The 20,243-nt window shown below is 58.3% G+C and carries 19 protein-coding genes; 11 read left to right on the top strand and 8 right to left on the bottom strand.

The annotated features are described in order from the left end of the window. Positions 1–81: 81 nt before the first annotated feature. The 5 genes from K227x_RS13025 to K227x_RS13005 all read right to left on the bottom strand — a co-directional run bounded on the left by K227x_RS13025 (position 82) and on the right by K227x_RS13005 (position 4,114). Entirely contained in the window at positions 82–684 is a 603-nt protein-coding gene (locus tag K227x_RS13025) for a SpoVG family protein (RefSeq protein ID WP_145170022.1), read from the bottom strand. 70 nt (positions 685–754) lie between these two features. Then, positions 755–1,801: a 4-(cytidine 5'-diphospho)-2-C-methyl-D-erythritol kinase gene (locus K227x_RS13020; protein WP_145170021.1), complete on the bottom strand. Its 1,047-nt coding sequence runs from the start codon at positions 1,799–1,801 to the stop codon at positions 755–757. Then, positions 1,798–2,784 carry an LpxI family protein gene (locus tag K227x_RS13015; RefSeq protein ID WP_145177821.1) on the bottom strand — a complete coding sequence of 329 codons (987 nt, stop codon included), beginning with the start codon at positions 2,782–2,784 and terminating at the stop codon, positions 1,798–1,800. Before K227x_RS13015 ends, K227x_RS13020 begins: the two co-directional genes overlap by 4 nt. A 71-nt stretch (positions 2,785–2,855) precedes the next feature. Then, entirely contained in the window at positions 2,856–3,917 is a 1,062-nt protein-coding gene (gene lpxD, locus K227x_RS13010) for a UDP-3-O-(3-hydroxymyristoyl)glucosamine N-acyltransferase (protein ID WP_145170020.1), read from the bottom strand. Further along, positions 3,914–4,114 carry a hypothetical protein gene (locus K227x_RS13005; RefSeq protein WP_145170019.1) on the bottom strand — a complete coding sequence of 67 codons (201 nt, stop codon included), beginning with the start codon at positions 4,112–4,114 and terminating at the stop codon, positions 3,914–3,916. Before K227x_RS13005 ends, lpxD begins: the two co-directional genes overlap by 4 nt. A 155-nt stretch (positions 4,115–4,269) precedes the next feature. Between K227x_RS13005 and K227x_RS13000 the strand changes: the two genes are divergently transcribed. The 6 genes from K227x_RS13000 to K227x_RS12975 all read left to right on the top strand — a co-directional run bounded on the left by K227x_RS13000 (position 4,270) and on the right by K227x_RS12975 (position 9,683). Then, positions 4,270–4,902, top strand: a complete 633-nt coding sequence (locus K227x_RS13000) for a methyltransferase domain-containing protein (protein ID WP_145170018.1) — start codon at positions 4,270–4,272, stop codon at positions 4,900–4,902. A gap of 121 nt (positions 4,903–5,023) precedes the next feature. Beyond that, positions 5,024–6,136: a M24 family metallopeptidase gene (locus K227x_RS12995; protein ID WP_145170017.1), complete on the top strand. Its 1,113-nt coding sequence runs from the start codon at positions 5,024–5,026 to the stop codon at positions 6,134–6,136. A 120-nt stretch (positions 6,137–6,256) separates the two neighbouring features. Then, positions 6,257–6,718, top strand: coding sequence for an acetyl-CoA carboxylase biotin carboxyl carrier protein (locus K227x_RS12990; protein WP_145170016.1), 462 nt, complete (start codon positions 6,257–6,259; stop codon positions 6,716–6,718). Positions 6,719–6,722: 4 nt separating this feature from the next. Beyond that, positions 6,723–8,066, top strand: coding sequence for an acetyl-CoA carboxylase biotin carboxylase subunit (gene accC / locus K227x_RS12985; RefSeq protein WP_145170015.1), 1,344 nt, complete (start codon positions 6,723–6,725; stop codon positions 8,064–8,066). A gap of 137 nt (positions 8,067–8,203) precedes the next feature. Then, positions 8,204–8,872 (top strand): hypothetical protein, encoded by a 669-nt coding sequence (locus tag K227x_RS12980; RefSeq protein WP_145170014.1) that lies wholly within the window; start codon positions 8,204–8,206, stop codon positions 8,870–8,872. Between the two features lie 247 nt (positions 8,873–9,119). Then, positions 9,120–9,683 (top strand): elongation factor P, encoded by a 564-nt coding sequence (locus K227x_RS12975; RefSeq protein WP_145170013.1) that lies wholly within the window; start codon positions 9,120–9,122, stop codon positions 9,681–9,683. Positions 9,684–9,721: 38 nt separating this feature from the next. On the opposite strand, the gene K227x_RS12970 is transcribed toward K227x_RS12975, so the two are convergent. Together K227x_RS12970 and K227x_RS12965 are read right to left on the bottom strand one after the other, a co-directional pair. Next, positions 9,722–10,801, bottom strand: a complete 1,080-nt coding sequence (locus tag K227x_RS12970; protein WP_145170012.1) for an exonuclease/endonuclease/phosphatase family protein — start codon at positions 10,799–10,801, stop codon at positions 9,722–9,724. A 102-nt stretch (positions 10,802–10,903) separates the two neighbouring features. After that, positions 10,904–11,419 carry a hypothetical protein gene (locus K227x_RS12965; RefSeq protein WP_145170011.1) on the bottom strand — a complete coding sequence of 172 codons (516 nt, stop codon included), beginning with the start codon at positions 11,417–11,419 and terminating at the stop codon, positions 10,904–10,906. Between the two features lie 167 nt (positions 11,420–11,586). Between K227x_RS12965 and K227x_RS12960 the strand changes: the two genes are divergently transcribed. The 3 genes from K227x_RS12960 to K227x_RS12950 all read left to right on the top strand — a co-directional run bounded on the left by K227x_RS12960 (position 11,587) and on the right by K227x_RS12950 (position 15,037). Beyond that, the gene (locus K227x_RS12960; RefSeq protein ID WP_145170009.1) at positions 11,587–12,423 is read left to right on the top strand and encodes a phytanoyl-CoA dioxygenase family protein; all 837 of its coding nucleotides are present in this window, start codon (positions 11,587–11,589) and stop codon (positions 12,421–12,423) included. 366 nt (positions 12,424–12,789) lie between these two features. Beyond that, positions 12,790–13,659 carry a methylenetetrahydrofolate reductase [NAD(P)H] gene (metF, locus tag K227x_RS12955; protein ID WP_145170007.1) on the top strand — a complete coding sequence of 290 codons (870 nt, stop codon included), beginning with the start codon at positions 12,790–12,792 and terminating at the stop codon, positions 13,657–13,659. A 4-nt stretch (positions 13,660–13,663) separates the two neighbouring features. Then, positions 13,664–15,037 (top strand): hypothetical protein, encoded by a 1,374-nt coding sequence (locus K227x_RS12950; RefSeq protein ID WP_145170005.1) that lies wholly within the window; start codon positions 13,664–13,666, stop codon positions 15,035–15,037. A 293-nt stretch (positions 15,038–15,330) separates the two neighbouring features. Here the strand turns inward: K227x_RS12950 and K227x_RS12945 are convergent, their stop codons facing one another. After that, positions 15,331–16,755, bottom strand: a complete 1,425-nt coding sequence (locus K227x_RS12945) for a class II fumarate hydratase (RefSeq protein WP_145170004.1) — start codon at positions 16,753–16,755, stop codon at positions 15,331–15,333. Positions 16,756–17,600: 845 nt separating this feature from the next. Between K227x_RS12945 and K227x_RS12940 the strand changes: the two genes are divergently transcribed. Further along, positions 17,601–18,752: an HD-GYP domain-containing protein gene (locus K227x_RS12940; RefSeq protein WP_246146773.1), complete on the top strand. Its 1,152-nt coding sequence runs from the start codon at positions 17,601–17,603 to the stop codon at positions 18,750–18,752. Positions 18,753–18,784: 32 nt separating this feature from the next. Continuing rightward, positions 18,785–20,014: an NHL repeat-containing protein gene (locus K227x_RS12935; protein ID WP_145170000.1), complete on the top strand. Its 1,230-nt coding sequence runs from the start codon at positions 18,785–18,787 to the stop codon at positions 20,012–20,014. The last annotated feature ends 229 nt before the right edge of the window (positions 20,015–20,243 follow it).

Here is a 20,243-nt window from a genome sequence, read left to right as displayed (position 1 = left end):
CCGAATCGCGATGGAAGTTGCTACTTCCTGGTGCGATGGTTCGTTGACCGATCGCCGTGGTTTCGCATGACCGGCGACGCTTTAACCGCCGAACACGCCAGCGCCAAACGCATCATCATCTTCGACTTCACCTTCGGATGCAGCCGTTTCCGATCGTCGTTTTGGTTGATCGATGAAGTGAGGGCGAGGCGGACCTGATTCACTTCGATTTGGCGAAGTCGGGTTCGCATTCGGCCGTTCGACGACGTTGGTCGCCACGTTGTTTTCGTCGTAGCCAAAGTCGTCGTCATAGCGAGACCGATACCCGGGCTGCTGACAACGGCTTAGTTCGGCATCGAATTCTGTGATCACCGCATTTTGGATCAGTTCGCGACACTCGCTGTTGATCGGGTGCGCGACGTCAGCATAAAGTTTTTGAGGTGAATCAAAATTATCACCGCCATCACTCTGTAGCTTCGCACCGCAGTGATTACAGTAAGAAGCACGAAGGTGATTCTTGTGATTGCAACGCCCGCAGTGCCCACTCAATTTGCGGCTGGGCATTGCCACAAAGGGACCACTGGTCCCATCAATGATTTTTAGGTCTCGGATGACGAATGCGTTGTCGATGGTGATGGAACAAAACGCCCGAAGTCGATCCTCGGAACCTTCCATCAGCTTGATACGAATCTCGGTGATCTCCACGTTCCGACCCTCCCTAACCGGCGAACGAACCACAACCAAAGTGCGTGGATCGTCTGCGAGTCCGTGTTGTTTACTGGATACTAACGATCGAAGGAACTCGGGTGGTCCGAGCAGTTTCCACAATCGCTCCGCACCCTGCGTTTGATGACCGTTCGAATTTTGCCCGTAGGTTGCTTGCCAACCGACTGGCCTCGACCGTCGAATTGACCAACGCGAAACACGCCGATCCACTGCCAGTCAATTGACACGTTCTGTACCCGCCCCGCCACACCGATTTTAGTATTTCATCGATTTGCGGTGCAAGTATTCGCGCTGGGTCGGACAATCGATTCATCATCGCTGACCCAATCTTACCAACATCGCCAAGGGCGAGTGCGGAAACAACGGCGTCTGCGGCCTGTGGATCCGGTGGAACCTGGGAAGCTGCGTAAACTTTCGCGGTTGATAGGCTGACACATGGGTAAATCACGACAATATCAAGCGGCCCGGCGGTAGGAACCGGATTCAGGATTTCTCCCCGTCCGGTCGCCCTGGCCGCCGCAAGCGGTTGATTTCCGTGCCCCAGGAAGAACGGCACGTCGCTGCCGATTTCAGCACAAATCTGGAAAAGCTCGGGCGACTGAGCTGAAATCCCGCAAAGCTTGGCGGCGCAGCGGATCGCCGCCGCCGCATCGCTGCTAGCGCCGCCCATACCAGCGCCCGCCGGTATCGATTTACGCAGATCGCATCGAAATCCGCCCTGGATCCCGAATCGCTGGATCATTCGCACCAATCCACGACTGACCAGATTGGTTTCGTCGGCAGGAATCCCTAGCAACGCGTCGATCGCGGCGGGGTCATCGGCGATGCCCAAACGCTGGGATCGGACCAATTTCGACGGCATCCAATCCACCGACAATTGGACCCCCGGTGTGGAGGTTCGCGACATTGTGATTTCGTCGCACCAATCGATTGGCACCATGACGGTATCGATTTCGTGAAAACCGTCGTCGCGACGAGCACACAGTTCTAAAAACAGATTTAGCTTGGCCGGGGCACGCGTGTGCACGACGGTCCCAGACGGCAAAGGTGATGAATCACCGCTGCATTCGTCTTTGCTAGTGTCATCGGCGTTCATGCAGATCGCCGGGTTGCCAGCCCGTCGCTCGGGTGCACACGGTTGTTCTCGGCATCGATACTGCCGGCAACAAAATTCGCTGTCTGCTTGGATCGCTGACTGGCAGCCTGCGAAGCGTCGTCGATCGCGATCAACGTGATGCCGGCCGCATTGGCCGCTGCGATCGTCTTTTCGCGTTCGACCATGATGGTTTTTTCAGCTTCAATGACGATCGCTGTTCCACCGGCCGCATGGACCTTTTCGATGGTTTGCGGACCAATCGTGGGAACATCAAAACGCATGTCCTGGTCCGGCTTACTGACCTTGATCAACGTCCATCCACCGCGTCGACAAAGCGTTCCGGTACGTTCGATACAGGCATCAGTTCCTTCAATCGCCTCGACAGCGATCACGGTTCCATCTTTGATGGTGATCGTTTGCCCGATGTCCATACCGCCCATCTGCTTGGCGACTTTCCAGCCGGCATCGATATCGTTTTGCAGCCTAGCCGCCGGGGTTTTCCCTGAAAGCAATCCGTGGTTCACAAGCAACTCCGGGGCAAAGTCGGTCGCAGGGCAAATTTCGATGCCGCTGCGGATGTAGGTATTCGTCACCGCTAACAACAAACTGTCGTCGCGAGCATCACGATTGCGTCCTAGCAGGGCAGGGCCAAAGGTACGGATACAGGTCAGGTCGGGGAAATGCTGAAGCCAGATTGAACCACTGTACAACAAGTCCGCTTTGAACAATTTGCCGGCCATCGTGACGTGGCGGACACCGTTGCGGCGAAAGTATCGCAAATGTTTGCCGATTTTGCCGACACCCGACCATAGCACGTGGTCACAGATCGATTCCAACGACCGACTGGCGTGCCCTTTGATCGCGATGCAACAGACCGGATGACCGCTGTGCACCAATTGCTGCGCCACTTCGACGGGAAAGCTTCCCCATCCGGCAACGATCCCGATGGCAGGCAACGACCGATTGGCATTGTGGTGCGCCATGATCGACGGTGCACCGGCCGGGCGATACCCGGTCGGGCGAATTGCGATCGGTTGGGTTTCAGGTCGATCCATCATGCCGCGTTGCATTCCGATTCGCAGGACGCCGCGGGCGTCGACTCGGATTGCAGTTGACCCTTGATCGCATCGAGTTCGCGTCGCAGCTTTTTGACTTCCCGTCGCATCTCTGGCAACCGCCGCTCGACGGCCATGATTTGCATCTGTTCTCGCTGAGGCGTTGCAGGCGATCCCAAATAGACTTCGTTGCCTGGGCAATCATCCATGACACCTGCTTGGGCGCCAACGATGGTGTGATCCCCCAGATGAACGTGATCCTTCAGCCCGACCTGTCCAGCCAAGATCACATAGTCACCGGTACAGGAACTGCCGGCGATGCCGACTTGGCTACACAACAAATTGTGTTTTCCAATTTGGCAGTTGTGCGCGATCATCACTTGGTTATCAATTTTGGTGCCTTCGCCGATCCGGGTGGCACCGTAGGTACCGCGATCGATGGTCGCCCCGGCACCGATTTCAACGTCGGATTCGATGGCGACATAGCCCAACTGTGCCGTGGGGATATGGCGACCGTCCTTTTGGCGATATCCGAAACCGTGCGCTCCGACGACCACGCCGGCATGGATCACGACACGGTCGCCCAATTCGGTGTATTCGTACAAGGTGACGTTCGGGTTCAAGACACAGTCTTGGCCGATTTGGCAGCGAGCCGAGATCACAACTCCGGGGCCGACCCTGGTACGGGCTCCGACGACCGCACCGGCAGCGATGATCGCTCGCGGATGAACGATCGCGGTGGCATGCACGCTGGCATCTGCGCTGATCCCATCGTTCCAGTCGGCAGCATCCACGGGCGGGCGGAAATGCGACACAATTTTTGCGAACGCGTCGCGGGGGTCGTCGACCACAACCTGAGCACAGGAACAATCATCGATCAACGACGACGTGATCACGGCGACAGCCCCCGAACCGGCGACGGCGGCGGCCCGCTTGGGATCGTCCAGCATCGTGATTTCGCCGGCCTGTGCCTGATCGGGCGGGTTGGCGCCGGTGCATACCAGGTCGGCATTGCCGGTCAGTCGACCATCCACCAGGACAGCGATTTCGTCCAATTTCATCGTTTTCCTCGCAAGATGGGTGTATCGGAATCCAGCTGTCGGTGAATCCCGGCGTCGGCTGCTAGGCCGATCTCGGTCACGCAGCCGAAACTCTGGCTGGACAGTGCCACATCGGTCGGCATTGCCCGTTTTTGGAGTGTTCCCGGATGGCATCGCCGAATGTTGCTTTGGCCCCAGGTCATCTTCAATTCGACCATGGCAAACCCCGTTCGGCGGACCCAAGGTGGCGCAGTCCAGCTAGAGTTGATCTCCGTATACAAAGTTGCTGCCGACCACATCAAGATTGAAACGGACACAACCTGGCCGCTAAATCGAGGAACATTTTTACGGAAGCTTGCCGAGGTTGCTATCGATGTTGGAATCCATCGCCGTTCCCGACGACCTATGGGCGTCCCCTCTGTCGCCCGAAGCCAGCGAATTGCTTCGGGATGCCGACCAGCGAATCGTCGATTTTATGCGTCGCGGACCGCTGATCGACAATTTTGTGGTGTGCGACTTCCGGCTCGTCGACGCTGCCCTGGAGTGGATCCAGCGAGAATCGTTGGCGTCGGGAGAACGATTTTGTGAATGGGGCAGCGGTTTCGGAGTCGTTACCATGATGGCGGCACTGCGGGGCTGGGAGGCGTCGGGAATCGAAGTCGATCCGGATCTTGTCGACCAGGCACAGGCACTCGCCGAAGATCACGAAATCGAGGCCAACTTTGCCATCGGCAGCTTCATCCCCGCAGGCGGCGAAGCGTGGATACCGTGCGACGAACAATCCCTGCACATCGAAACCGATCTTCATCACGGATATGACGAACTTGAAATCCAGCTCAGTGACGTCGACCTGGTTTTCATGTATCCATGGCCCGGAGAACACATCCATAGCGAAGCGATTTTTGATCGCTACGCCGCCATCGGAAGCCTGTTGCTGACGTACCACGGGACCGAGTGCTTGCAACTGCAACGCAAAACGGGCCATCCCCAAGCCCCCCAAAGCTGATTCGTCATCGTGAGGCTGCCGCCCGCGGTCGATCGTTCGATGGAGGTTGTCGTTCGTTTGATACTGTCCTGACGCGATCCAATTCCACCCAAGTCACCTCCACCCAAGTCACCGATCCAACATGAATTCACGATCCAATCCGCGACTAGAAACGCTGGCCGCCAAACTCGATTCGCTAAAAATCGATGCGATGCTGGTCACTGACGAAGTGAATGTGCGTTACCTCAGCGGCTTCACCGGTGACAGTTCGGCATTGTTGGTCACCACCGACCAAACCACTGTCCTTAGCGACGGCCGTTACGACACCCAGCTGGCCGATGAATGCCCCACCTTGTTGACGGCGATCCGTCCACCGGACCAAACATTGACGCAGTTGATTGCCGAATTCCTTGCCAGCGCGGGTCTGCAACGGATCGGCATCGAATCGAACCAATGGACATTGGCGGCGTTCAACATGCTGAGCCAGACATGCACCAGCGTCGGCTGGGTCCAAACGACGGGCGTGGTTGAGGGGCAACGGATGATCAAGGATGCCGATGAAATCGCCATCACACGTCGTGCGGTCGACATTGCCGAGCGAGCCTTCCAGTCAATCTTGCCGATGCTGCCCGGTCGCTGGACCGAACGCGAAGTCGCTCATGAATTGGAATCCAAGATGCGGTTCCTTGGTGCAGAGGGCTGCAGTTTCTCGCCAATCGTGGCAGCCGGTCCGATGGGCGCCCTGCCTCATTATCACCCACGAGACCAAAAACTGATCGATCCATCGCTCGGTGGCGAACCCACTCTATTGGTGGACTGGGGCGCCAAATACAAAGGATATGCCAGTGACCTGACGCGAACGCTGCACCTGCCAAACGCCAGCGATCGATTTCGCCGTGCTTACGCGGCGGTGCTAGAGGCTCAATTGGCAGCGATCGATGCGATCCGTCCTGGCGCCAAAGCCTCGGATATCGATGCGATCGCACGCGGGGTTCTGCAGCGACACGGAATGGCCGACGCGTTCATCCACGGACTCGGTCACGGTACCGGACTGCAGATCCACGAATCCCCCCGAATGTCGGCCAGCAGTCCAGAAGCCCTTTCCGCCGGCATGATCGTCACCGTCGAACCGGGTGTCTATTTCGCCGGAGAATTCGGAATTCGCATCGAAGACGACGTTTTAGTGACACCGTCTGGGCACGAGGTGCTAAGCCGGTTACCAAAGGGACTCGAACAGTCAGAGTGGTTGCTGTAAAACTTTGGCTTGCGATTTGCGTCGCAGGATCGCCACGAAGACGATCCCGATCCCTTTTCTAAGATTTCCCCAGAAAAGACTAGTCCCATCAATCCGAACCAACCCGACCGCGAGTCCAGCATGAGCAAAGGCGGAAAGCCAAAGGATGTGTTTGATGTCGAACGCATCCGTCAGATCATTGAATTGATGGAAGAGCACGACCTTTCGGAAGTCGACCTGCAGCAGGGCGACGAAAAAATCAAGCTCGGCCGCGGCGGCTCGGCTCCCATTTATTCCGCACCGCCTGCGGCGGCACCGGCGGCGGCAAGTGCTGCACCGGCGGCCGATCCTACCGCCGGCACGATCACGATCAACGCACCGATGGTCGGGACGTTCTACAGCAAGGCCAATCCGGAATCCCCGTCTTTCGTCAAAGTCGGCGATCACGTGGGCCCCGAAACGGTGGTCTGCATCGTCGAAGCCATGAAGGTCTTCAACGAGATCCCTGCCGAATGCAGCGGCAAGATTGTCGAGATCCTGGTCTCTGATCAGGAACCCGTCGATTTTGGTAAGCCCATGTTTCGACTGACGCCGGACGCCTAACAACGTGTTTCAAAAAATACTGATCGCCAACCGAGGCGAGATTGCGCTTCGAATTATCCGTGCATGCCGCGAAATGGGCATCGGCTCGGTCGCTGTTTACAGCCAAGCCGACGCCGAATCGATGCACGTTCGTCTAGCGGACGAAGCCTACTGTGTGGGTGGACCACGCAGCAGCGATAGCTACCTGAAGATCGATCAAATCATCGCTGCCGCAGAAGTATCCGGCGCCGATGCGATCCATCCGGGATATGGCTTCCTTGCCGAAAACGCGCACTTCAACGAAGTGTGTCGATCCAGCGGCTTTGAATTCATTGGGCCCAGCCCGACCGCGATGGAAAAACTGGGCGACAAGAATACCGCCCGATCGATGGCGATCGCCAACAACGTCCCCGTCGTTCCCGGCAGCGACGGACTGATCGAAGACGACAGCAAAGCGATCGAAACCGCCAAAAAAATCGGCTTCCCCGTGCTGATCAAAGCCACCGCGGGTGGCGGCGGCAAAGGCATGCGAGTCGCCGAAAACGAGGAATCGCTGTTGAAGGCGATCGATCAGGCGCGGACCGAAGCCCAAGCAGCCTTCGGCAACGGTGGCGTGTACCTGGAACGATACATCGGCCGACCTCGGCACATCGAAGTCCAAGTGATCGCCGACTCGCACGGCAACGTGTGCCACCTGTTCGAACGCGACTGCAGTGTCCAGCGACGACACCAAAAACTGATCGAAGAGGCACCGAGCCCGAACCTGCCATCGAAACGGCGCGACGAAATTTGCGACGCTGCGGTCCGTATGATCAAAGGCGCCGACTACAGCAACGCGGGCACCGTCGAATTCATCGTCGACCAAGACGACAATTTCTACTTCATCGAGGTCAACGCACGGATCCAGGTCGAACACCCCGTATCCGAAATGATCACCGGTGTGGACTTGATCAAGGAACAGATCCGTGTCGCCGCGGGCGAACCATTGTCGTTCAAACAGGACGAATTGGTGTGCACCGGGCACGCGCTGGAATGTCGGATCAACGCCGAAAACCCGGACAAGAATTTCCAACCCAACCCTGGCAAGATCAACGCGATGTTTGCACCGGGTGGACTGGGCGTCCGATTCGATTCGCATGTGTACACCGGCTATACGGTGCCACCACATTACGATTCGATGATCGGCAAGTTGATCATCCATCGTCCCACGCGGGCCGAAGCGATCGCCACGATGCGGCGGGCGCTTGCCGAACTGCAAGTCGAAGGAATCAGCACCACGGCGTCGTTCCACGACAAAGTTCTGCAGCATCCTGAATTCATCGCCGGAACGCACGATACGAAGTTCGTCGAACGCGAGTTCACCAGCTAGTACGCCCCACGACATCGACCAAGCGGTAACTTGCCGCTGGGTCGGACGGGCGGGCTCGACACCGATTTCACGCTCGGCACCTGCGAAGCGGCATCGAAAGCTGTCGCAGGTAGGTTTCTCGTTTTGCAAAGAACAACGTGATTTCGTCCATCGATCCCTTCACCGTCATGCTGGCTCTGGTCCCGTTGATCGGATACTTGGCGATGTTCAGTTGGATCCGAATATCGGGCCGATCGATGGTGACATCGGGTGGCCGCGACATCGCAGCGATCGCGATCGCGGTTGCGGGGATGCTTGCCGTTGGCCCCGCCGAACTGTTTTTTCCGTCAACGGCCGCCACCGTGTTTGGACCGATCGTGTGGTTGGCGCTCGCTGCGTTTTACGGATTGGTCGTTTCGCTGATCGCGCTGACGTCGGCGCCCAAGTTGGTGGTCTTTGGACGTACGCCCGAGGAAACTTATCCACCGCTGCTGCGTGCCGCGACGCGGCTTGACCCCAGCACCATCGGAGACGCCAACCAACTGCAGGTTCATCTTCCGGCCCTCGGCATCCACCTGCGAGTCGACGGGCAACGAGGACTCGACCATGCTCGGATCCTGGCGTTTGAACCCGTGGGTTCGCCCCGATTCTGGAACGCTTTGCTTGGCAATCTGCGGCATGAAATGGCGCAAAGCCCGGCCCCGGCACCTCGCCGCGGGTTTGCGATGCTAACGATCACGACTTTGCTGATCGCGTTTTTGGCCTGGAAAGGCTTCGGCGATCGCGCGCTTGTGGTCGAGGGCTTTCGCGATTGGCTTTGGCGATAGACAATTCTGCCCGCTCGTCTTGCGAGGACCGCGATCGGCGGTCCCGCCAGCTTGCGAAACGAGATTCACACCCCAACCAACTTTCTAAATTCTGCTGTGATGGTCTGCGCGGTCACTTCGATCGCACATTACCTGTCACGCTTCGCCGGGCGACTTTCCCAGCGCTAGGCTGGCTCCGCAGCGGAATGACAAGATCCACCCGGCGGCTGCCGCGAACCGCGACGTCCGTCAAACCGAAAGAACACCGATGCTGGCAAAAGAGGTAAAGACCGGAACCGTAGTCGTGCACGAAGGGAACCCGGTCGTGATCCAGGGCATCTCCGTCCACTCGCCCTCGGCCCGCGGCGCCGCAACCCTGTACAAGTTTCGCGCCCGCAACGTGCTGACCCGCAACAAGGTCGACATCACGATGAAGGGGACCGATGCGATGGACGAAGCCGACTTTTCGCGGCGCGACGTCCAGATGATGTACACCGACGCCACTCACCTGCACCTGATGGACAAGGAAGATTACCAGCAGTACGAACTGGCATTGGAAGACGCTGAGGAAGAATTGCCCTACATGACCGAAGGACTCGAGGGGATCCGAGCCCTGATCTACAACGACGCCTGCGTCGGCTTGGACCTGCCCGCCTCGGTCGAATTGACCATCACCCAGTGCGATCCCGGCGTGAAGGGCAACTCGGCCACTTCCCGCAACAAACCGGCCACGATGGAAACCGGCCTAGTGGTGCAGGTGCCGGAATACATCAAAGAAGGCGAACGACTGAAAATCGATACCCGCACAGGCCAGTTCCTCTCGCGCGCCTAACGCGATCGACCGGAATTGCACGCCCGACCACTCACCCGCTACCGAATCACTTCGGTGCGGGACGAGGCACCGGTTTCCATCGTCGGCACCTCCCACACACTCAGCTCGGCCCACACCGGCATCTGGCTGCTGACGCTGCGCAGTGCATCGGCGCTGACCTCTGGCAGATCGCTGGCGGACAACACCCCGGCCTGGCGAGTGAATTCGGCGGTGTAATTTGGGTCCAATAGAATGTGCTGCGAATTGCGGCCATCGGCAACCACCGATACCACACCGGGAATCTGGCCCAACGCGCCTAGCCGATCGGAAGTTGCCCCCAAGTCGCCCAACAAAATGCAGTCTTCTTCGCCAGCCAGTTCGTACCCGTAGTTTCGAACACTGGTGAAGACGTCGACCAGGACCGACGTCTCGTCGCTGGGCCCACCTTGCGATTGATCAATGGCCCAAGCATTGATCAGCGTGAACCGAAACGGCCGACGACCGTCGGCGAATCCAACACGCGTTTCGAACGATGCGTACATAGGCTCGAACATCATCCGATCGCGACTGTCGTCCACGATGCCAACCGCACCTGGCACGATCCGCATCCGAGATTCATCCCAAATCAATGCATACGATTGAAGGTTGTTCCCACGACCAATCGGCTCGCTGATGCTGGCAGTGTATCGGCCACCGGACACTCGGATGACGTCGACGAGCGATCGGATCGATGCCGCCCCGGATCCCTGGATGCCCTGAAGTGCAACGATGTCAAATCGAGAAACCATCGACACCAGCGCGGTAACGCTTTCGGCAGACACTCCATCCCCGTCACCCAACCGGTCAACATGCAGCGTTGCAATTCGGATCGCTTCGTTGGACTTCGGACCGCCGGAATCCAATCGCACGGGGGTCAAGCCAGCGAGCTGCGATGAACCGTCTTCCCCATCGCCATAGTCGTCCAAGGCAGCCAAGTTGATCTGCCCACCGACCACCATTCCCAAGATGATGAACATCGCGACCACGGTAACGACGGGTCCTACCCAGCGCAACAACGGAATGTCGACGGTAACGCTGGTGTTGCGACTGCGCGGCGTGCGGCGGCGTCGGCCCAAAAGTCGACGGAAAAACTTCATCATTCCGACCTCCTTTTCAGCGGACGTTCAATTGATCAGAAACCTGGAACCGGTCTGCCCAAGCAAGTTCGGCTAACCGACCAGCGGGAGCGTGCCGGCACGGACCTAGGCAGCGTCGCCTAACATCAACAAGGCTTTTTCGACCAACCGCTGCAATCGCGGCGGCGCATCTTCGGCCGTTCGCCGCAGGGTCAACGCGGCTGAGGCTGCGGGAGGCCCAATTTGCGTTAGCGCCCATACCGCCCGCTCGCGAGCCGGCAGGTACATCGAATCCCCCACGCAAAATTCCAGCGCGGCCACGGCCGTTTTCGAATTGCTGCCAAGGCTTTCACCCAATCGCCCTAGCATCGTGGCTGACCAATACGCGATCTCGCCACCTTCGGCCGAAAATAGCATCTCGGCGAGTTCGTCGACATCTTCAAGGGTGGGGGTGATCGAGTTTTCCAACGCCTCGGCTGCCCATTGCCGGACATCGTCGCTGCGGCTCTCCGCCAGCCGGATGGTTGCCGCGGTACAGCCGGTAATTCCGGTGTCTGATGACATTTCTTGTAACGTTGCCACTAATTCCGCTGGCGATTCACTGCACAACCGGGCAGTCCATGATTCGGGTTTGGCGGTCATTGGACGCTCTCCATCGCGTTTCCAGTTGGTCGCAGGATAACGGTGTTCGTCACCGCAACCGATTTGACTCGGGTCACTGGTCGTACTGACATCGTTAGCTGTCGACGACTACAATCAGTTTGGCTGACTATTACCGAAAATGATGTGTTTTACGCAAGAGATCTCCGATGCAATCGACGAACGACTTTGCCATCATTCCCGATCGAGAATCCATCGCGACGGTGGAACGCGACATTCGTTTTTTCCCGTCGAAAAATGAGACTCCTGCGGTCCTAGAACGCGACCAGATTGAAGCTTGGAACCGAGACGGCTATCTGGGGCCGCTGGACGTCTACGACCCCGAATCGATCTCCGATATCCGCAGCTATTTCGACTCTCTGTTGGCTCAGGCGATCGCCGAGGGACGCGACAGCTATTCGATCAGCAGCGCCCACCTGAAGCACGGCCGAGTATGGGATATGCTGACCAATGACCGAATCGTGGGTTACGTCAGTGATCTGTTGGGCGAAGATGTCATTGGTTGGGGAGCCCACTTTTTCTGCAAAATGCCTGGCGACGGGAAAAGTGTCGACTGGCATCAGGACTGCAGTTTCTGGCCGCTGACCCCCACCAAGGCGGTCACAGTCTGGTTGGCGATCGACGATTCGACGATGGAAAATGGGTGCATGGAAGTTTTCAACGGGTCCCACCAACATGGGCTGATCGATTTCGAAGTCAGTGATGGCGAAGCAGGAAACGTGCTGGATCAATCGGTCAAGAATCCCGAAAAATATGGCACCCTACGCCAAACGCCCATCCAGGCTGGCCAGATTTCGATCCACAGCGACCTGCTGGTCCACGGATCGGCCCCGAACCGCAGCCCCAACCGGCGTTGCGGGCTGACGCTTCGCTACTGTCCGGCCGATGTGACCGCGTATCTGGGGTGGAATGCCAAAGGTGTCAGCGTGAAGGGATCGGCCGACAAATCGATGTGGCCCGGTGCCGCACGACCATCCAACGACTAGATGGCCTTTCCTTTCGTCTATTCTAAAAAACGAACGCCATTTTCTGAAAACGCCCCCCCAGTTTCGGAAAACAAATACGGGCCACTGAACAATGAACACCGGACAAATCAGCGCCGGACAAATCAGCGCCGGACATCGGGGACCTTCGTTCCGATTTCCTTGAAATCGAAAGTCCACCGCAAACGCACCGGCAAATCAACCGCCAAATCAACCGCCAAATCAACCGGCAAATCAACCGGCAAATCAACCGCCAAATTGCCCCGTCGAATTTCGGGCACCCACGCCATTCGCTGCACGCACGCTGCCACAGCCTGCATACGCTGCCGCCAAAACCAATCCATAAGATCCATTTCTACAGGTAAACCGATGAGTCTGATTTCGCATTACAAAGATTCTCGCTGCGCAATCTCGTTCGAACTGTTCCCGCCAAAGACCGCTCAGGGCTTGGAATCGCTGGCCGACAATGTGCGCCGGTTGTGCGAGTTCAAACCCAGCTACTTTACATGCACCTACGGTGCCGGCGGGTCGACTCGTGGCACCACGCTATCGGTGCTCGCCAAGGTGCGTGAGATCACGAACCTGCCGGTTGCGTCTCACCTGACCTGCGTCGGTTCCACCGTAGAAGAATTGGAATCGTACCTCAACGAAGCCACCGCCCAGGGCACCGACTACATCGTTGCACTGCGCGGCGATCCCCCCAAAGGCACCGAAGAATTCGTCGCTGTGGAAGGTGGGCTGCGATACGCCAACGAATTGGTGGAATTGATCCACAGCAAGTTTTCGAACCTGGGCATTGCTGTCGCGGGCTACCCCGAAGTGCACCAAGAGTCACCCGATGCAAAAACGGACCTGGAAAATCTGAAGCGAAAGGTCGATGCCGGAGCCGATATCATCATCACGCAGTTGTTCTACGACAACATCGACTATTTCCGCTTTCGTGACCGCTGTGTCGCCGCTGGAATCAATGTTCCGATCGTGCCAGGCATCTTGCCGGTCACCAATTTCAAACAGGCCCAGCGGATCGCAACGATGTGCAAAGCCAGGATCCCGTACGATCTGGAAAAGGCGATGGACGCGACCGAGGATGCTGACGAGCAGTTTCGCATCGGTGTCGAACACGCCCGAATGCAAACCGTCAACTTGGTCGAAAACGATGTCCCTGGCATCCACTATTACGTGCTGAACAAAAGCGACGCGGCGACTGCATTGTTGGACGGTCTGCAACTGGTCAGCTAACCCGATGAATCCGCGTTCCACAGGCGGGTCGGACAACGCTGCGTCCAAGGTGTCGTTCTTGTCGCACACCTTGGCGGCCGATGAACCCGAAGGCGATTACGAATTGCTTTCGCCTGAAGCGGGCGAGACAGAGAACGACGATGTCCCGGCCCATCCTTTGCGTGACGCAGGCGTTGGTCGCGTGCTCTTACTGCACGGTACCTTCGCCGGCGACGATGCGATGGGGATGATACGAGGACTAGCACGGATCGCGCCCGGATCAGCCGCCTGGATGTCGGAATTGGCAAAGCGATGGGTCGATCAAGTGATCGGTGATGTCGGGAATTTCACCGACGCGTATGCCCGATCCATGTCGATCGCGCTGAACCGGAAAACCGAAACCGCACCGCCGGGTTTCCGCGGGGCCGGTGCTTCGCAAGCGGGTGCTTTTCGATCGATGGAACCGGATGCCGGCAACCTGCGCGCAAAACGTCACGATCATCGACGGCTTCCAATTGTGGTCGAGCGGCTTCGATGGTCGGGCGAAAACCACACCCTCGGCCGAGCCCAAGGCGCACTGCAGTTGTTCGATCGATTGATCGACAGTCGGGCGGCCGCCGACCGACGAACGCTCATCTTGGCTCATTCGCATGGCGGCAACGTCATGGCGATGTTGTCCCAGCTGATCGCGGCCGATCCGGCTGCACGACAAGCGTTCTACCAGCAAGCCTTCCATCCGCAAGCGATCCTGCGGAACGATCGGATCGCTGATGAAACGACGAACGATGCGATCGGTGACACAGCAACGGACCCGGTCGGCAACCCCGTTCACACCGTATGGGGAACCGAGGAACATCAACGCCGGTTCGTCGAACTGGACTTGGATCGCCTGCCCACAATCGACGTGGCGACTTTCGGGGTCCCGTTACGCTACCGCTGGAACACGACGGTATGTGGCCGGATTTTGCATTTCGTCCAACACCGATCTCTGGACGCCGAACACGAAACCAAGGCGGTGCTGCCCCAATCGATCAACGACATCATCGCCGCAACCGCCGGTGACTATGCACAGCACGTTGGAATCGCCGGGACCGATTTCCCAGCACTGGGAAGCGGGCTTCTGGAATCGGTGGCCGACATCAGACGCAATCGAATTCTGCGTGACATGTTTGAAGTCAAATCGGCCCGGTCTGGACTGATCGACCGGCTGCGACTCGGGCGTCGAAGATCGATCGACGGCAAAACGCTGTTGGTCGACTACCCGGATGATCGAACCGGCCGAAACCGGAAACTATTTGGACACGGCATTTACACCAATCAGGTGTGGATGCCATTCCATTTGCGCCAGATCGCCGATCGGCTGTACCGGCAACGAATCGTCCAGCGATCGATGGCTTGACGCCGCAGGCCCGCAGAGCCTTGGCCCATCCAACCTGCGATTCCGGCATCCTTCGATGGGGGAATTCTTAACAACGAGCGACCAACAAGCGTCGCTTCTTTCGTCCCCCCCCCCTCTCTCGAACTCTCTCCCCCGCAAACCGCAGCGCGGCGGGGGCGAGATGACTTGAAACGCAACACTGATTGATCGCTCGTTGCTTCGGTTGCATGCGATCCAGTTGCGTTCGATCCAGTTGCGCTCGATCTGGGATCGGATCGATCGGGTTCATGCCGGTGCCAGACCAGCCGGCCAAGTTACGCCTGCGGCTCGGTCATCTTCCAGGGGTCCAGTGCATCGGTCAGGGTATCTTCCGGCAGGATGCCTTTTTCGCGGCACAGTTCGCGGATCGTTTGCCCTGACGCGAACGCTTCTTTGGCAAGTTTGGCCGCTTGGTCATACCCGATCAACGCGTTCAGACTGGTGCACATCGACAGGCTCTGTTCGACCGACGCTTCACAGCTTTCGACGTTCGCTTCCATTTCGTCGACACAGAATTCGACGAACGCGTTGGTCCCCTGTGCCAACAGGTGAACGGATTCCAGAATCGTATGTGCCATCACGGGCATCATGATGTTCAATTGGAAGTTCCCGCCGCTGGCGCCGCTGACGGTCATGCAGGTGTCGTTGCCCATCACTCGCGCGGTCAATTGCATCATCGATTCGCACATCACGGGATTGACCTTGCCGGGCATGATCGAACTGCCGGGTTGGCGAGTCGGCAACTTGACTTCATAGAATCCGCAACGCGGGCCGCTGCCTAGCCAACGGATGTTGTTGGACACATTGAATAGCGTCTGGGCGATGCACTTCAGTTCGCCGTGCGAATGCACCAAGGCGTCACGCTGGGCGTTCGCTTCAAAGTGATTCACGGCTTCGATAAAGGCGACGCCGGTTTGATCGGCCAAGACTTTGGCGACACGTGCCCCAAATTCGGGATGAGTATTGATACCGCTGCCGACGGCAGTCCCACCGACGGGCAATTCCAGCACGGCATCGCGGGCCGATTCGGCACGGGCGATCGACAGTTCCAGTTGGCGGGCAAAGCCACCAAATTCTTGGCCAAGCCTTAGCGGGGTGGCGTCCATCAAATGGGTCCGGCCGATCTTGATCACCTTGTCCCACTGTTTCGCCTTTTCGGCTAGCGACGCATGCATCCGCCGCAGCGCTGGCAACAGATTGGTTTCGATCTGAACCGCAGCCGCGACATGAATCGCCGTGGGGAACGTGTCGTTGGTGCTCTGTCCCATGTTGACGTGATCATTGGGGTGGATCGGCTTTTCCTTGGCCGTTCGGTCACTACCGACGATTTCGATCGCACGGTTGCTGATCACTTCATTGATATTCATGTTGCTGCTAGTTCCGCTGCCCGTCTGGAAGACGTCAATCGGGAACTGATCCGCCAATTTGCCCTCGGCAACTTCCATTGCGGCCTGCAACATCGCGTCGACCTGCCCCTCCAGCATCGGATTTTTGCCCGATCCGGTCAGTTTTCCCAGATCACGGTTCGCAACTCCGCAGGCGTACTTGACCATCCCCATCGCGGAAACCATCGCCGGCGGCAACCGCCAACCGCTGATCGGAAAATTTTCAACCGCTCGTTGAGTTTGTGCCCCGTAAAACGCGTCGGCAGGAACACGAACTTCGCCCATCGAATCGCGTTCGGTACGGTAATCAGTCATTGGATGGTCTGGCTCTGCTTGCGAGTCGCTAGCGAGTTGTGAGGGCTGAAAGGTCAGTGCGACAGCGGGTGCGGCGGGTCGTCGATATCGCGGCGCCGGACGATCGGAGATGAATCCGGATCATTCGGTCTGCTGTCCCCGATCATGCCTTCGCAAAACGCGGGAAAGGGGTCCGTAGAAACAGCCGTGCATGATACGGTCGTAACCGTTTTGCCGGGAGTACGGGGCCAAAATTCGAATCGGATGGCTGGCGTTTTTCCAGTCCATTGGCCAGTGATCGCAGCCGATAGTCGATCGGACGCGTCAGAAACGTTGCAATCGGAATAACGTTCACCGCTGGGCAGCCTGGCCGGCGGTTCCCCACGCCATTCGCGCAATTCCGATCATTTCGACCACACGAACCGAGCTAGGCTTCCCATGTCTTACCTTCAGTATCGATCCGTTCCCATCGACGGGGATGTCGCGCTTGGGGCAAGGCGTTGATCAGCGAAGACCGTTCGATTCGACGGGCAGGTCGCTGACCAACTTCACGACCTTCCCTTCCAGAACACGCGTCACCGATTATGTCATCTGCATCCGTCACCCCCGCGAACGCGACTTCGTCATCGTCCGCACCGACGATCGCCTTGCCGACGCAAACTCCTGCAACAAGGTCGGCCCCGGCCAAGCGAGATCCGAGCCACCGCGATCCGGCTGCGCCTGCATCTACCACTGAAAAATCCGGTCGCAACGGATTCGAGACGACGCAATTGGCACAGGGTTCTGCCGCCCAATCACCGTCGGACGCCAGCGCAAATGCGAGCGTGAAACCGTGGATGCCCATCGCAAAAACAATTCCGATGCCGATGCCATCGCCTCCCGCACCCGACAATCGGTCGCCCGAGGACACGATGGCGGACGAGATGGAACGGTTGACTGAGGCGCTATCGATCAAATTCGAAGAACTCTCGCTGATCCACCAGTTGAGCGAACAGCTGAAACTGGACGAGGATCCGGCCACGCTTTGCGACTGCTTGCTGAATGAACTGGCACCCTGCATCACTGCAAACACGTTGCTGATCGACATCGAACGGGATGAAGAATCCGGCGTTCGGTCGCGAATGTTCTCGACCGGCCAACTGCATTCACCGGATTTCATCCGACATGCGATTGAATGTGTCGAGCATTACCACAATGATTCTCACCAAGCCGTAATGGTCAACAACCATGTCGTCGTCGACGAATCCGGACCCTGGCGTTTCATCGTGGTACCGATCCACGGACAGAATCAATTGCTGGGCCGGATGATTGCGATCCGAGAGTACAAGAGCGAAGAATTCGGCACAGTCGAAGCCGACTTGATGAAGTCGACCTCCATGATGCTGGGGGTTCACTTGGTGAATCAACGTCAGTTCATGGCGCTGCAGCACATGTTCGAAGGCATGATCGGATCGCTGGCATCGGCGTTGGATGCGAAAGACACGTACACGTCGGGTCACAGCACGCGAGTCGCGGATCTGTCCGTCGAACTAGCAACACGCCTTGGATTTGACGAAGACGGCGTGGCCCGCATTCGAATGGCCGGCATCCTTCATGACATCGGCAAGATCGGCGTCCAGGATTCGGTCCTTTGCAAACCCGGTCGGTTGACCGAAGACGAATTTGAACAGATCAAACAGCACCCCGTGTTGGGCTACGAAATCCTGAAGGGCATTCGACCGTTCCGAAAGATTTTGCCGGCCGTTCGCCACCACCACGAATCGTGGGATGGAACGGGATACCCCGACGGGCTTGTGGGCACCAACATTCCGCGTGACGCACAAGTGTTGGCGGTTGCCGATGCGTTCGATGCCATGACCAGTGACCGACCGTACCGAAGCGGCATGCCGCTGGACAAGGTGGTCGCGATCTTCCAGGGTGGTCGCGGACAGCAATGGGCCGCTGATGTCGTGGATGTGCTGCTTTCGTGCCCCGAAGTCATGCACGCGTATTCCAAACGGGAGCCCACCGACTCATAATCGCGTCTCCCCCTTTCTCGGAGAACCCGATCATGATGACGCGGACACCACTGATTCCGGCATTGGCGCTGCTAGCCCTCGCCATCGCCCCGCCCGATCGCTTGCCAGCGCAACGCCCAGACTCCGTGGGCGCACAGTCCGTGGGGACGCAGGAGTCCAGCACCGGCGGTCAATCATCGGCGGTCTGGGAAAACTCGGGCAGACAACGCTACGGAATCTTTGCAGGCTGTGGACGAACCCCATTGTCGTCTGGCCAGCCCTCTGGATCACTTGATCCCACAGCCTCTACCAACGGCCCGATGACTCAAAATCGGAACGATCTGTTGCTGGGCAATCCCTTCGGCATCGAAGTCCGGGGCGATCGATACTGGATCACAACGATCGACGATCACTGCGTCTATCACGGGCAATTGGACCACCCCATGATCAGCCGCGTTGCCGGAACCGGCCAACAGGGATACAGCGGTGACGACGGACCAGCGCTAGACGCGACCTTCAATTGGCCGCACGAGGTTCGCAGTGATCCGGCCGGCAACCTGTACATCGCGGACACTCGCAATCACGTCATACGCCGAATCGATTCCGAGTCCGGCATCATCACAACCATCGCCGGCGATGGGACCGAGGGGTTTGCCGGTGACGGCGAATCCGGGGATCGAGTTCGTTTTCGGCAACCGCACAGCGTGGTGCTGGATGATGCGGGCGGCCTAATCGTGGCCGATACGGTTAATCACAGACTACGCCGTATCGATCTAACCAGCGGCATCGTGCAAACCATCGCAGGCAACGGCCAAAAGCAATTGCCAACCGACGGCGCGAAGGCAAGCGAATCGCCGCTGTTCGGCCCCCGATCATTGGCCGTCGATGACAAGTCGATCTGGGTCGCACTGCGGGAAGGAAACAGCATCTGGCGAATCGATCGAGCAACCGGAGCCATCCACCATGTGGCCGGGACGGGAAAGAAAGGGTACTCCGGCGATGGCGGTTCCCCCAAAACCGCGACCTTCAGCGGCCCCAAGGGATTGGACATCGATGATCGCGGCAGGCTGCTGGTCGTGGATACCGAGAACCACGCCGTCCGCCGCATCGACCTTCGAACGGACCAAATCGAAACGGTGCTAGGCGGCAAAGCGGCAAAGACAACAACGCCGCTGAAACGCCCGCATGGAATTCGAGTTTTGGACGGAGCCAAGTTTCTGGTTGCCGATTCCGAGCAACACCGAGTCGTGGCCAGCAACGATGCGGCCAACGCCGACCGATAGTGTGCCCCCCGCCCTGGTCGAATTCAAGCCACGATTCCCCCACAACGCCCCACGCCGTCGCGAATGTCGCCAAGACTTTCGGCCATCCACCCATGTCCAATGGCCCTTCGCCAGTTGCGTTACCACACGGCCATCCACCCAGCGGCCACTGGCCCTACGCCGTGCCCTGCGACCAACACCCGCCGAGCGTCTCGACGGGCCACCGATCGTTGCATCCACCTCTGTCGCG

Origin of the sequence: Rubripirellula lacrimiformis, assembly GCF_007741535.1 — a bacterium.
GTDB classification, from domain to species: domain Bacteria; phylum Planctomycetota; class Planctomycetia; order Pirellulales; family Pirellulaceae; genus Rubripirellula; species Rubripirellula lacrimiformis.
This window is presented reverse-complemented; position numbering and strand designations above follow the sequence as displayed.